Annotated in this window: 13 protein-coding genes; 5 read left to right on the top strand and 8 right to left on the bottom strand. The window is 68.0% G+C overall.

Annotated elements, in window-relative coordinates; genetic code table 11:
- Positions 1–5: 5 nt before the first annotated feature.
- Positions 6–875 carry a nucleoside hydrolase gene (locus QE377_RS04270; protein WP_307319921.1) on the top strand — a complete coding sequence of 290 codons (870 nt, stop codon included), beginning with the start codon at positions 6–8 and terminating at the stop codon, positions 873–875.
- Between the two features lie 13 nt (positions 876–888).
- Here QE377_RS04270 and QE377_RS04265 read toward each other — a convergent pair whose 3' ends face one another.
- Positions 889–1,872, bottom strand: coding sequence for a nucleoside hydrolase (locus QE377_RS04265; RefSeq protein ID WP_307319920.1), 984 nt, complete (start codon positions 1,870–1,872; stop codon positions 889–891).
- A gap of 124 nt (positions 1,873–1,996) precedes the next feature.
- On the opposite strand from QE377_RS04265, the gene QE377_RS04260 reads away from it, so the two are divergent.
- Together QE377_RS04260 and deoD are read left to right on the top strand one after the other, a co-directional pair.
- On the top strand, positions 1,997–2,752 hold the full coding sequence (locus tag QE377_RS04260) for a glutamine amidotransferase (RefSeq protein WP_307319919.1): 756 nt from the start codon (positions 1,997–1,999) through the stop codon (positions 2,750–2,752).
- Complete coding sequence (deoD, locus tag QE377_RS04255) at positions 2,749–3,453, top strand: purine-nucleoside phosphorylase (protein ID WP_307319918.1); 705 nt, start codon at positions 2,749–2,751, stop codon at positions 3,451–3,453. Before QE377_RS04260 ends, deoD begins: the two co-directional genes overlap by 4 nt.
- Before the next feature lie 272 nt (positions 3,454–3,725).
- Here deoD and QE377_RS04250 read toward each other — a convergent pair whose 3' ends face one another.
- Positions 3,726–5,234, bottom strand: coding sequence for an HNH endonuclease signature motif containing protein (locus QE377_RS04250; RefSeq protein WP_307319917.1), 1,509 nt, complete (start codon positions 5,232–5,234; stop codon positions 3,726–3,728).
- A 423-nt stretch (positions 5,235–5,657) separates the two neighbouring features.
- Between QE377_RS04250 and QE377_RS04245 the strand changes: the two genes are divergently transcribed.
- Positions 5,658–6,530, top strand: coding sequence for a hypothetical protein (locus QE377_RS04245; RefSeq protein ID WP_307319915.1), 873 nt, complete (start codon positions 5,658–5,660; stop codon positions 6,528–6,530).
- A 36-nt stretch (positions 6,531–6,566) separates the two neighbouring features.
- Here QE377_RS04245 and QE377_RS04240 read toward each other — a convergent pair whose 3' ends face one another.
- The 3 genes from QE377_RS04240 to QE377_RS04230 form a co-directional block, all read right to left on the bottom strand.
- Positions 6,567–7,469: a hypothetical protein gene (locus QE377_RS04240; protein WP_307319914.1), complete on the bottom strand. Its 903-nt coding sequence runs from the start codon at positions 7,467–7,469 to the stop codon at positions 6,567–6,569.
- Between the two features lie 94 nt (positions 7,470–7,563).
- Entirely contained in the window at positions 7,564–8,175 is a 612-nt protein-coding gene (locus QE377_RS04235) for a YdcF family protein (RefSeq protein ID WP_307319913.1), read from the bottom strand.
- 115 nt (positions 8,176–8,290) lie between these two features.
- Positions 8,291–9,601 carry a UDP-glucose/GDP-mannose dehydrogenase family protein gene (locus QE377_RS04230; protein ID WP_307319911.1) on the bottom strand — a complete coding sequence of 437 codons (1,311 nt, stop codon included), beginning with the start codon at positions 9,599–9,601 and terminating at the stop codon, positions 8,291–8,293.
- 115 nt (positions 9,602–9,716) lie between these two features.
- Here QE377_RS04230 and QE377_RS04225 point away from each other — a divergent pair, with 115 nt between their 5' ends.
- The gene (locus QE377_RS04225) at positions 9,717–10,223 is read left to right on the top strand and encodes a DUF4916 domain-containing protein (protein WP_307319910.1); all 507 of its coding nucleotides are present in this window, start codon (positions 9,717–9,719) and stop codon (positions 10,221–10,223) included.
- Here the strand turns inward: QE377_RS04225 and QE377_RS04220 are convergent.
- Genes QE377_RS04220 through gmd form a run of 3 tightly spaced genes read right to left on the bottom strand, consistent with a single transcriptional unit; the run spans position 10,211 to position 12,504 of the window.
- Positions 10,211–10,492: a Dabb family protein gene (locus QE377_RS04220; RefSeq protein ID WP_307319908.1), complete on the bottom strand. Its 282-nt coding sequence runs from the start codon at positions 10,490–10,492 to the stop codon at positions 10,211–10,213. The genes QE377_RS04225 and QE377_RS04220 overlap by 13 nt on opposite strands.
- Before the next feature lie 3 nt (positions 10,493–10,495).
- A complete protein-coding gene (locus tag QE377_RS04215; RefSeq protein WP_307319906.1) occupies positions 10,496–11,491 on the bottom strand; it encodes a GDP-L-fucose synthase in 996 nt (331 codons plus the stop codon).
- Positions 11,476–12,504: a GDP-mannose 4,6-dehydratase gene (gene gmd, locus QE377_RS04210; protein WP_307319903.1), complete on the bottom strand. Its 1,029-nt coding sequence runs from the start codon at positions 12,502–12,504 to the stop codon at positions 11,476–11,478. Before gmd ends, QE377_RS04215 begins: the two co-directional genes overlap by 16 nt.
- Between the last annotated feature and the right edge of the window lie 46 nt (positions 12,505–12,550).

Raw genomic sequence — 12,550 nt, 5'->3', positions numbered from 1 at the left:
GAACCATGCCGATTCGCTCCGTTCTCTTCGACACCGACCTCGGGACCGACGTCGACGACGCTCTCGCGCTCGCCGTTCTGCTCGGCGCGCCGGAGGTCGAGATCCGCGCCGTGACCACCGTGTACGGCGACACTCTGCTGCGCGCCAGGCTCGCCTCGCGCTACGCGGGCCTGGCGCGGCGTCGGGTGCGGGCCGTCGCAGGAACGGGTCCGACGCGCTCCGGGCGCGAGGTGTGGTGGGCTGGGCACGAGGGAACTCTGCACGAGCGGCTGGAAGACGAACCGGTCGACTCGGAAGATGCGGTCGACGTCATGGTCGACGCGGTGCTCGCCGAGCCCGGCGCGATCGACATCGTCGCCGTCGGCCCCCTCACCAACGTCGCCGCCGCGATCGACCGCGATGGCGCGTTCGCCCGCTCGGTACGCCGGCTCTGGCTCATGGGCGGCTCGTTCGAGAGCGACGAGCCCGAGCACAACGTGCGCAGCGACGTCGACGCCGCCGCGCGCGTCTTCGAGTCGGGCATCCCGACGACCATCGCCACGCTGGAGGCGACGCGTCGCGTGCGGCTCGAAGCCGAGCAGATCGAGGTGATCGCGCGCAGCGGCCCTCTGGGTGCTGCGCTCGAGCGCGACATCCATCAGTGGTGGGCGTTCTGGAATGAGACGTGGAACGTGCCGCACGATCCGGTGACGGTGCTGGCGCTCACGCAGCCCGGTCTGTTCACGCTCTCCGAGCCGGGTCGCGTCGAGGTGTCGCCGGTCGGGGTGACGCGTTTCGTTCCGGATGCGACGGGCTGGGTGCAGTGGGTTGTCGGGCTCGACGAGGCCGCCGTCGCCTCGGCGATCGTCGAGGGCGTGTTGGCTGCGCAGCTCTGAGGGCTGGGGGAGCTCAGCCGGCCGGCGACGGGCTGTCTATCGCGTCGATCACCGCGCTCGGGGTGGGCGGGGTCAGCGCCATGATCCCTTTGAGGTAGGCGAAGAAGCGCTCTCCGTCGATGCTCGTGGGTGCGGTGGCGTTCGGTGTGGTGGAGCGCCAGCCGAAGACCGTCGCGCCGAGCGTCGCGGGGCCCGAGGTCTCGACTGTGACCTCGAAGGGGGCGGCGTCGATCATGAGGTCCTCGTCGAGCGAGAGGGCGACGGACAGCGAGTCGGGATGCGTCGATCCGTCGATACCCGCGCGCAGGTCGAAGTCGAAGGTCGCCTGGTTGGCGCGCACGAAGAAGCGGGCGAGTGGAGTGTCGAGCGCTGCGATCTCGGCGACCCGCGCCCGATCGAAGACGGCGTCGTTCAGTGTCACCGGATCCCACGTCACGAAGCGCAGATCGGCGAAGCCCGCGCCCAGCGTGATCGCGGCGGCTTCGGGGTCGACGTAGATGTTGAACTCGGCGGCGGGGGTGATGTTGCCGCGGCCGTTGATCGAGCCGCCCATGATCGTGAGTCGGTCGATGCGCGCGGCGAACCCGGGATCCAGCCGCACGGCGAGTGCGATGTTCGTCAGGGGGCCGATGGCGACGATGCGCAACCGCCCCTCGTGCTCGCGCGAGAGTCGGATCAGCGCGAGCGCCGCGTGCTCGTCGGCGGGGGCCTGGCCGTCGTCGGGGCGGGTGATCCCTCCGACGCCGTCGCCGTGGACGTCGACCGCGTCGACCCAGGGGCGCAGCAGAGGACGGTCGGCTCCGAGGTATACCGGCACCTCTCCGGCTCGGCCGGCGAGGGCGATCGTGAGTAGGGCGTTGTGCACCTGCTGTGTGAAGCCGACGTTGCCCGCCACCATGGTGACGGCGCGAAGGTCGGCGCGAGGGTCGAGCAGGGCGACGAGCAGGGCGAAGCAGTCGTCGGCGGCGGTGTCGGTGTCGACAACGAGAGGGATCATCGGGCGACCCTATCCGTGCGTCCGACGCGTCGGCGCGGTCGGCCACGCCGGCGCGGCGCAGAATTCACGAACTCGTAACGGGAGGCGCGAACAAGCGGAAAGCAAATGCATTTGCATGGTGTCTATGACGCGCATCCTGCTGGTCGGAGAGTCGTGGTTCGTGCACTCGATCCACCAGAAAGGCTTCGACACCTTCACCACCTCGGAGTACGAGACAGGAGGAGTCGAGTTCGTCGCTGCGTTGCGGGAGCGAGGGCACGTCGTGATCCATGTGCCTGCGCACCGCGTCCCCTTCGATCTGCCGACATCCGCATCCGGTTTTGCCGAGGTCGCGGACGTCGTCGTGGTGTCGGATGTGGGTGCGAACACCTTTCAGCTGCCGCCCGCCGTCTTCTCGTCGTCGCTCCCGGTGGCGGACTCGATCGCAGCGCTGGTCGAGTTCGCGGCGAACGGCGGTGGCCTCCTCATGGTGGGCGGCTACATGAGCTTCTCCGGGATCGACGCGAAGGCGCGATGGGGGCGAACCGCGCTCGCCGACGCGCTGCCTGTTCGGATGCTCGACCGCGACGACAGGGTGGAGCTGCCGTCGGGCGTCGAACCGTGCGTGGCGGCGCCGCATCCGATCGTCGCGGCGTTGGATGCCCGGTGGCCGGCACTTCTCGGGCTCAACGAGGTGAGCGCAAAGCCGGATGCCGCGGTGATCGCGGCGGCGGGGGAGCACCCGCTGCTGGTCGTGGGGGCCCACGGGGCGGGCCGTACGGCCGCCTTCACGTCGGATCTCGCACCGCACTGGGCGACTCCGGCTTTTCTCGCGTGGGACGGCTATGGAGTGCTGTTCGATCGTCTGGTTCGCTGGTTGTCAGGAGAGGAACTCACATGAGCACACCGCACATCGCCGCGTCCCCGGAGCAGATCGCGTCTCGCGTGATCATGCCCGGAGACCCGTATCGCGCACGCCGTATCGCCCAGACTCACCTGCAGGAGGCGGTGCTCGTCACCGAGGTGCGCGGCATCCTGGGTTACACGGGCATATACGAGGGCGAGCCACTCACGGTCATGGCGTCGGGGATGGGGGCGCCGTCGATGACGATCTACGCGACAGAGCTTGCGCGCTTCTACGGCGTGCGTCAGATCGTGCGTGTGGGCACCGCGGGCGGCATTCACCCCGATGTGGCTGTGCGCGACGTGGTGATCGCGACGGCGGCGCACACGGATTCGGCCATGAGCGCCGCGCGCGTGCCGGGCGTGATGTTCAGCCATGTGCCCGACTTCTCGCTCGCGCGCGCGGCGGCCGCGGCGGCGGACGGGGCGGGCGCACGGGTGCACGCCGGGGCGGTGTTCAGCTCGGACCACTTCTACGGCACGCCCGAGGGGCTGTTCGACCGGCTCGCCGCTCATGGTGCGCTGGCCGTCGAGATGGAGGCGGCCGGGCTGTATGCGGTGGGCGCGGCGGAGCGGGTGCAGACTCTCGCGGTGCTGACGGTCACGGACGTGCCGGCGACGGGTGAGTCGCTGTCTTCGCACGAGCGGGAGATCTCGTTCGACGCTGCGCTCGCCGTGGCGCTCGCCGCTCTCGGCTGACCTCGCCCGGCGCTGCGCCGACGAGGCGCGTGGCGCCGCGCGGCGGGCGGTGACGGTGCTGCGTGCAGAGGTGGTGCGTGTGCAGAGGGGTGCGCGAGTCGGATCTCCCTCCGTCCGCCGGCGGGATGGAGCCGGTGGGCAGGGGGATCGGTGGGCAGGGGGATCGGTCGGTGGGGGAGAGGCAACTCGCGATCGACGACGACGACGACGGCGACGGGTTCGACGGGATGGATCGCGGCAGACGGCACGAGCGGTCGCGACGGACGGTCGTGTCAGATCGGCGGATCATCCGGATGCTGCGGCGTCGGTCCTGGCGGCGGAGCCGCGGGTCGGGGCGGCCGGCGGGCAGAGTCCTCCCAGGGCGGTGGGTCGTCGGGTTCGCTCGAGAACGCGGTATCGCGGATCGGATGCAGATGGATGGGCGCGCCGGGGGAGGCTGTGCCGGCGAGCGGCTCGTCGCTGAAGAAGACGATCGGGGGCGAGGCGTGATCGGTGTACGTCTGTCCGAGTGGGGAGGTCCACGAGATCACACCGTGATCGAGCAGCGAGACTCTCCAGGCCGTGAACTGCTTCATCGAGTGGTGACGCTGGCAGAGCGCCTGCAGATTGTCGACGGCGGTCGGGCCGCCGCGCGCCCACTCGACGACGTGGTCGATCTCGCAGCGGATCGCCGGGGTGGTGCAGCCGGGGAAACGGCAGTGCTGGTCTCGCGCCTGCACCCACTGGCGGAGATCCTGCGGGGCGAGGCGCCGATCGCTGGCGAGCACCCGACCGTCGATCGGGTCTGTGAGGATGCGGCGCCACTCGGCGTTGCCGCCGGCCAGGCGTCTGGCGGTGTCGGCGTCGATCGGCGACCGCCCGGCGAGGTCGGCAGCGTGGTCGTCGGCGCCGATGAGCGACAGTGCGGGCACGACGACCTGGATCTGGGCGCGGATCGCGCCCAGTGTGCCCGCGCCGTCTCCGGGGAGGGCCGCATCCGCTCCGGGGTTGCCGGTGAGAAGGAGGTCGGCCATGAGATCGGCGCGCAGCTGGTCGGTGGTGCGTGTGTCGGAGGCGAGGGTGAGGTCGGCGGGGTCTGGTTCGCGTCCCGAGGCGCGCGCGTCGCGCACCCGCGCTGCTGCTTGCGCGCGGAGGTCGAGCAGCGCGCGGGCCATGCGGGTGGCGCGATCGTAGGCGCCGTCGACGAGCACGGTGGGGGCATCGATGCCGAGGTGGCTCATGCCCCCGCCGAGAGGGGTGATCGACACCCCGCGTCTCGCCCGCGCCTCGAGGTGACGCTCGGTGAAGGGGCGGGGATGCAGGCGCTGGGCGAGCATCTCGATGGCACGCTTCGCCCGCCCGGGAGTCTGCGCTTCGCAGTGGGGGAGCGCGTGGGTCTCGAAGACCGCGCGGGTCTCGGCGGGGAGGATGCGGCCCGCATCCGTGATGATGCGGGCGTGACCCATGTGGATGCGGCCCGACTCGAGTGCGGCGAGAGTGCGGGGGTAGTCGGAGGCGAGCTCGGCCGCCGCATCCATGCGCCGCTGGACGGCGCGGTCGGAGAGGCGCAGAGCGGCGGCCATCTCGGACGAGACGGCGCGCTCGGCCATGTCGCGGGCGCGCACCTGTGCGGGTGAGGATGCCGCGACCTCGCGTGCCAGTTCTCGCGCGTCGGCGAGTGCCCGCATCATGCGGGCTTGGGCCGCGGCGAGGGCCGCATCCGCTGCTTCGACGGCGTGCACGACCTCGGCGAACCGCGCATTCTGCGCGTCGCTGAAGCCGATCACCTCGTCGCGTGCCATGAGTGCCACCCCTGGTTCGGACGCGCTCGCGCGCGACCTGTGATGCCGGGGCACTCGGCGGGAACAACAGTCGAAGACCAGGTGATCTTCGACCTGTAAAGAGTCTGCCACCGACCTCAGACATCGAGCCGGGGGCGTCTTCTCCGGCCGGAAGCTGCGGCTTCCGACGTGAGATGAGCATCGCATGCACCTCGGACATCGACTGCGGTGCCGGGAGGCGGCGGACGGCAGGGTGTCCGGTGTCGGTGTGAAGCTCGTGGATAAGGTGGGTCGGTGTGAGGCGACGGCGCGGTGCGGCAACGACGAGTGGACGGTTGTCCGCCGTCGCGGCGGCGCTCGCGCTCACCGTCGCGCTGGTGTCGGGTTGCACGGGAGGACGGCGAGGCGGGAGCGTTCGCGACGGAGTTCGGTGACGATCCGGCGGTGGCCTCGGTGGAGCTCACCAGTCATGAGAATCAGCCGTTCACCGGGGGTGTGAGCGGGCAGGTCGTGGCGCGTGACGGGCTCGCCGATCGTGAGGTTTCCGCGCTCGCCGACCGGCTGAGCTCGTACACGCGGGAGAACGGGGAGCGGATGCGGGGACTGGTGTCGCTGCTCGCGGACGATGTCGAGCTGATCGTCACCGGACATCTCGAGACGGATGCGGCCGCCGTGGGAACGGCGCTCGCTCTCCGCGCCGATGAGCGCGTGGTGTCGGCGGAGATCGCGGAGTCGTTCATCGCCCTCGTCGGTGCCGACGTGGGCGATGCGGTCGAGCTGATCCGTGGCCTGCCGGAGCTGGCGGCGACGGCTCCGCCCGAGGCGCGCTCGGAACTGTTCGTCCGCACCGAGGATCGCGTCGTGGATGTCGGGGATGCGCCACCGCGGGTCGCGGGCGCGCTCGCCGCCTGGGACGCCCTCGTCGCCGAGGTGCCGCTGACGGGGATGAGGCTGCGCGACGATGCGCTCGTGATGACGCTGGCGCAGGAGGCCGACTACGCGCGAGCTGCAGAGCGCGCCCGCATCCTGCTGCCCGAGGCCGAGCCTCGGCTGGCGTTCGCGGGCGAGCTCATTCGGCTCGGCGAGGCGGACGGGGCCCGTGCCCGCGACCTCGTCGGGCGGCTCGATGCCTCCGAGCTGGAGCGCATCGCGTACGTATGGGAGTCGGGTTCGCGCCTACAGATCGCAGTGACGTCGAAGCATCACCTGGATGAGGTCGCCCGTTCGGTCACCGCGGCGCTGCCCGAGGGAACAACTGAGGCGTGGGTCGTGGTCGACGGCGACGCCGAGTCGCGGGTCGACCTCGTCGTGCCGTAGGGGGCTTGCCCTGATCGGTCGCGCCTGGGCGGCAATCTAAGAGGCTACGTGAAGCGCATTCGGCAGAGGAGGCGTGGACGAGGCGAGGTCGAAGAACCATCCCGTTGAACCTGCAACAGCGAGTGCAGCAACGAGCGCGAACGCGAGCGCGTAGCCCCATTGGCTGGCGCCGAAACGCGCTGCGCGTCTCACGATGAACGCCCGAGGGACGACCCCCTGTGCGAGGCGAATGTAGGAGAGCCAATCGAACACGGCCGCTGCCGTGAGGATGAGGAGGGTGTTGGATGCTAGGACGGCGAGTACAAGGAAGGCGATGAAGTAAGCGCCTTCCATGCCATAGACCTCGACCATGGTGCTCGCTTGTTGCGGAAGCGTCATGAGGGATCTCACCCACAGAGGCTCGGGCCCGTCCGGAGCGGGTTGAGTCGTCGCGGCGTTGATGGCCGTCAGCGACATGTTGCCGCGGCTGGAGGTGTAGACGCCGATCCAGACGGCGACCGTGACGATGGTGCTAGCTACGGTCTCGATGGCTGTGACAACCGCCGGTGCGGGCCAGCGACCGAGGAGTTGCGTGGTGCGAAACGACGCGTAGATCGCGCCCGCGAGCAGTGCCGCCGCGATGCCAATCGACAGAGCGAAGAGGTACGGGTGCAGGTGCAGAAAGAGCGCGGCGGACACGACAATGGTGACCAAGGCCCCCACGATCACAGCGCCGGGGCCGGCCGGCTCACCGGAGCGAACGCGCGAGGTCGGCGGCAGCTGCGTGACAGATTGAGCGATGTTGATCTGAACCTGTGTAGTCGAGACAGTGTGCCCGATGTGCATGCCGGCGGCGTTCGCCGGACCCTTCGTGCGGTCGATGAAGGCCTGCGCGAGAAGAACGATGAGCCCTGAAGCTACACCGACACTGACCTGGCCGATCCATGACGTGGTGTCCATTGCCTCCCCTTCTGTTGGGGCTGCAGCTTAGGGAGCAGCTCAGACGTTGACGTCGGCGCACATGGACCGCGCGCCCTCGAGCGCGGGCGCGCGGTCACCCGTCGTCGCTCGCGCAGGGCGTCGCAATCGCCTTTACGAAGGCACCCGTCTGATAGGCGAACTGATGAACCCAGTCCTCGAAGCGAAGGTGCTCGTCGACGGGGATGACCTGCACATCGATATCGGGGGAGCACCTGGCGAAGATGTAGCGCGTACGCGCAACGTGCGGCGTGACGGTCAAGACGACGACCTTGTGTACCTCGTGCGTCTTCGCATACTCGTTGAGCAGGAGCGCCTCGCCCTTCGTGGTGGAAGGGATCGGGTGCTCACAGATGACGTGAGGCTCTGAACAGGCCGGCATCTGCGCGGCAGCGAGCTTGGTGGTGTTGCCAGCGGAGACTGAGATGAGGAGGTCTTCGCGCCCCGTGGAGTGGATGATCGACTGTGCCACGTCCATGCGCGTGCCGGTGGCCGGTCCGATGACATACACGAGGTCGGCGTCCGTCGGGTCTCCCGACGGCGGGAAGCAGTAGACGACCACCATTCCACCGACGGCGACGGCGAGAGCCGTGCCGACGACCAGGACCGCCCGTCGAAGCCGGACAGGCCATGATCGGCGGCTTCGGCGTCTCGTCTCAGACGGTTGCGTGGCCGACGCCGCGTTCATGCGGTCACCTTACGAGGCCATCGTGAACGTCGCGTTTCGTCCATGCGCGCTCGTCGGCGGAGGTAGGGCGAGCACCCGGGCGAGAAGTCGACACGGCGCGCTCGAGAGGCGCTCGCTACGGCCGTCCCATCCCCAGGTAGGTCCACCCCGCCGCGCGCCACGCTGCCGCGTCGAGCCCATTGCGGCCGTCCACAACGACCCGCCCCGCGGCGAGCGTCGACGCGTGCTCGGGATCGAGCTCACGGCGGTACTCGTCCCACTCGGTCACCATGATGACCGCATCGGCACCGCGCAGTGCTTCGTCGCGGTCCTCGACGTAGTTCAGCTGCGGGTGCACGCGACGGGCGTTCTCGATCGCCGCCGGATCGGTCACCGTCACCCAGGCGCCGAGTCCGTGCAGGCGCACGGCGACGTCGAGGGCGGGCGAGTCGCGGATGTCGTCGGAGTGCGGCTTGAACGCCGCGCCGAGCACGGTGACGTTCTTCTTGAAGACCGACCCGCCGAGCCCCTCGACCACCAACTGCACAGCACGCTCACGGCGGCGGAGGTTGATCTCGTCGACCTGGCGGAGGAACGCCACCGATTCGCCGCGGCCGAGCTCCTCGGCACGGGCGCTGAACGCGCGAATGTCCTTCGGGAGGCAGCCGCCACCGAAGCCGATGCCGGCACCGAGGAATCGCCGCCCGATGCGGGCGTCATGTCCGATGGCGTCGGCCAGTTGCGTCACGTCAGCGCCTGTGACCTCGGCGATCTCGGCCATCGCGTTGATGAAGCTGATCTTGGTCGCGAGGAACGCGTTCGCTGAAACCTTCACCAGCTCAGCCGTCGCGTAGTCGGTGACGATGAAGGGCGTGCCCTTCGCGACGGAGGGGTGGTAGATCTCGCGCAGCACGGATGCCGCGCGCTCGCCTTCATCCCCGGCGGGCACACCCGCGACGAGGCGGTCGGGGTCGACGGTGTCCTGCACGGCGAAGCCCTCGCGGAGGAACTCGGGGTTCCACACCAGCGTCGCGCCCGTGGCAGTGACCCGCGGTGCGAGCCCCGCGGCAGTGCCCACAGGGACGGTGGACTTGCCCGCCACGATGTCGCCCTCGGAGAGGTAGGGGAGCAGGCCATCAACCGCCGCATTCACGTAGGTGAGGTCGGCGGCGTAGCCGTCTTTCTGCTGCGGGGTGCCGACGCCGACGAAGTGGACCTTCGCCCCCTGCGCGGCGGCCATATCGGTTGTGAAGCTGAGATTGCCGGACGCGATCCCTTCGGTGAGGATCTCCTGGAGGCCGGGCTCGAAGAACGGCGCCTCGCCCTTCGACAACGCGTCGATCTTGCGCTGGTCGACGTCGATACCGACCACTTCGTGCCCGATCGATGCCATCGCCGCCGCGTGAACGGCCCCGAGGTAGCCGCAACCGATGACCGAAAGCTTCATGAATCTCCCCGTAGATTGAGCTTGCTGTGTGTCGAACCGAACGACGAGCCCGTGGTTATCCAGCTAATCAGTTCCTACCAGACGCGTGTTTCCGATCGGAGACGTGGAGAGGGGTATGACGTTGAGCTACCTGCCCGCAGACCTCTACCTGCAGATCGAGCAGTCCATGCCGATCGCCTGTGTGGATTTCGTCCTCGTGCGGACGACGGATGCAGGTGTTCGCGAGGTCGGCCTGATCTTGCGCGAGTCGCCTCACGGGCAGGTGTGGTGCCATCTCGGCGGCCGTATCCAGCACGGCGAGACCATCGCCGATGCGATTCGGCGGCACGCGCGCGAAACCATCGGGATCGAGCCGGCGCTGCAGCTCAACCCGCAGCCGGACTACGTCTACGAGTGGTTTCCGCCCGCGGTCGCACCGGTCGATGGCACGGTCTTCGGGGATGACCCGCGAAAGCATGCCATTGGCTTGTCGTTCGTCATCGGTATCGATGACGACATCGAGGCGATGAATGAGGCGCTCCGATTTGAGTACTTTCCCGTGAGCTCGCTGCCGTCGCCGCTTTGGCCGGGTTGCGCCGAGCTCCTGCAGCGCCTGGGAATCAGCACCGCTCAGGCGATGTAGTCGCCGTTCCACCAATCGGCGATGCGCGACAGCTGCTCCGCCACGTGCACGTGTTCGGGGTGGATGCGAAAGCCGTCGAATGCGTGGCGATCCGCGAACGTCGCATCTTCTACGATCACCCGCCCTTTGCGCGCATCGAGCGATACCTCAACGCGCCAATGCGTGACACCCGGCAAGACCGAGAGTGACCGAAGCGCGTCGATCGCTTCGGTCACTCGCTCGTTTGCGACGTCCTCATAGACGCGGAACAGCACGATGTGTCGGAACACCCGCTACTCCCGGATGGAGTCCACGTGGTCGCGGTACCAGGCGACGGTACGCTCCATGCCCTCCTCGAGCCCGATCTTCGCGGTCCACCCTGCTTCTGCGAGCTTCGACACATCAAGGAGCTTCTGCGGCGTGCCGTCCGGCTTCGTCGTGTCCCATTCAGTCTCACCCGAGAACCCGGTGACCGTCGCGATGGTTTCAGCGATCTCGCGAATCGTGACGTCGGAGCCGGTGCCGACGTTGACCTGGTCGGGTCCGTCGTAGTGCTCCATCAGGTGCAGGACCGCGTCTGCCATGTCGTCGGCGTGCAGGAACTCGCGCCGGGGTGTCCCCGTTCCCCAGTTCGTCACGGAGGACGCCCCCGCCTTCGCCGCCTCGTCATACCGGCGGATCAGGGCGGGCAGCACGTGCGAACCCTTCGGGGAGAAGTTGTCGTTCGGTCCGTAGAGGTTGGTCGGCATCGCGCTGATCCACGGCAGGCCGTACTGGCGACGGACAGCTTGGGTCTGGAGGATGCCGGCGATCTTCGCGATCGCGTACGCATCGTTCGTGGGCTCGAGGTGACCCGTGAGCAGCGAGTCCTCCCGGATCGGCTGCTCAGCGAACTTCGGGTAGATGCAGGAGGATCCGAGGAACAGGACCCGCTCGACGTCGTTCGCGAGCGCCGCATCCAGGACGTTCACCTGGATTCGCATGTTGTCGCTCAGGAAGTCGACGGGATAGGTCGAGTTGGCCATGATGCCGCCGACCTTCGCCGCCGCCAGGACGACGTACTTCGGCTTCGTCTCGCCCATGTACTCGAAGACGGCGTCGCGGTTCTTCAGATCGAGTTCAGCCGACGTCTGACCCACGATGTTCTCGAAGCCCGATGCTTCCAGCTTGCGCCAGATCGCCGAACCCACGAGCCCTCGGTGGCCTGCAACGTAGAACGTCGCGTCACGGTCGAGTTCCGCGGGCGTGTACTGCACTCCGTCGACGGCAGTGGTCACTTCGTGCCCCACGAAGCCAGCTTCACGGTGTCGATCCAATCTGAGCCGTGCTCCAGTTCTTCCACGTCGGCATCAACCATGAGCTTGGCGAGTTCCTTCCCATCGATCGTGGGAACCCATCCGAGCTTGTCTGCCGCCTTGGCCGGGTCGCCGATCAGCGCGTCGACCTCGGTCGGGCGCAGGTACCGCTCGTCGAACTTCACGAACTCCTGCCAATCCAGCCCGACATGACCGAACGCGGTCTCCAGGAAGTCCTTGATCGTGTAGCCGACACCGGTCGCGAGCACGAAATCTTCAGGCTCGTCGGCCTGCAGGATGCGCCACATGCCCTCGACGTACTCGGCGGCGTAACCCCAGTCGCGGATCGAGTCGAGGTTGCCGAGGTAGATGTCCTTCTGCACACCCGCCTTGATACGGGCGACCGCACGAGTGATCTTGCGCGTGACGAACGTCTCACCGCGACGAGGAGACTCGTGGTTGAAGAGGATCCCGTTCACGGCGAACATGTCGTACGCCTCACGGTAGTTCTTCGTGATCCAGTACGAGTACAGCTTCGCGGCCGCGTACGGCGAACGCGGATAGAACGGCGTCGTCTCCGACTGAGGAGGCGGAGTCGCGCCGTACAACTCCGACGTCGACGCCTGATAGAACCGCGTAGAAATACCCGACAGACGCACCGCCTCCAGCAGACGAATCGTCCCAGTACCGGTCGTGTCAGCAGTGTGCTCAGGCTCATCAAACGACACCCGAACATGCGACTGCGCGGCCAAGTTGTACACCTCGTCCGGGTTGATCTCACTCAACAGCGTCACCATACGAGCACCGTCAGAAAGGTCGCCGTAGTGAAGGAACAGCTTCGTGTCCGGGTTGTGCGGATCGGTATACAGGTGATCGATCCGATGCGTGTTGAAGGTGGAGGCGCGGCGGATGATGCCGTGAACCTCGTACCCCTTCGAGAGCAACAGCTCGGCGAGATACGAACCATCCTGGCCAGTGATACCAGTGATGAGAGCGCGCTTGGTCAAGGTAGAGCTCCATTCAGGGGGCTAAGCAAGGTCTGCTCGTGGCGCC

The sequence above is a fragment of the Microbacterium sp. SORGH_AS_0862 genome (assembly GCF_030818795.1).
GTDB lineage: Bacteria > Actinomycetota > Actinomycetes > Actinomycetales > Microbacteriaceae > Microbacterium.
Note: the sequence above shows the minus strand (reverse complement) of the source record. Positions and strands in the feature narration are given on the sequence as shown.

Excerpts from the sequence above, each read along its gene's own strand:
- QE377_RS04270 (WP_307319921.1), top strand. The coding sequence starts at position 6 with ATGCCGATTCGCTCCGTTCTCTTCGACACCGACCTCGGGACCGACGTC.
- QE377_RS04265 (WP_307319920.1), bottom strand. The coding sequence starts at position 1,872 with ATGATCCCTCTCGTTGTCGACACCGACACCGCCGCCGACGACTGCTTC.
- QE377_RS04260 (WP_307319919.1), top strand. The coding sequence starts at position 1,997 with ATGACGCGCATCCTGCTGGTCGGAGAGTCGTGGTTCGTGCACTCGATC.
- deoD (WP_307319918.1), top strand. The coding sequence starts at position 2,749 with ATGAGCACACCGCACATCGCCGCGTCCCCGGAGCAGATCGCGTCTCGC.
- QE377_RS04250 (WP_307319917.1), bottom strand. The coding sequence starts at position 5,234 with ATGGCACGCGACGAGGTGATCGGCTTCAGCGACGCGCAGAATGCGCGG.
- QE377_RS04240 (WP_307319914.1), bottom strand. The coding sequence starts at position 7,469 with ATGGACACCACGTCATGGATCGGCCAGGTCAGTGTCGGTGTAGCTTCA.
- QE377_RS04235 (WP_307319913.1), bottom strand. The coding sequence starts at position 8,175 with ATGAACGCGGCGTCGGCCACGCAACCGTCTGAGACGAGACGCCGAAGC.
- QE377_RS04230 (WP_307319911.1), bottom strand. The coding sequence starts at position 9,601 with ATGAAGCTTTCGGTCATCGGTTGCGGCTACCTCGGGGCCGTTCACGCG.
- QE377_RS04225 (WP_307319910.1), top strand. The coding sequence starts at position 9,717 with ATGACGTTGAGCTACCTGCCCGCAGACCTCTACCTGCAGATCGAGCAG.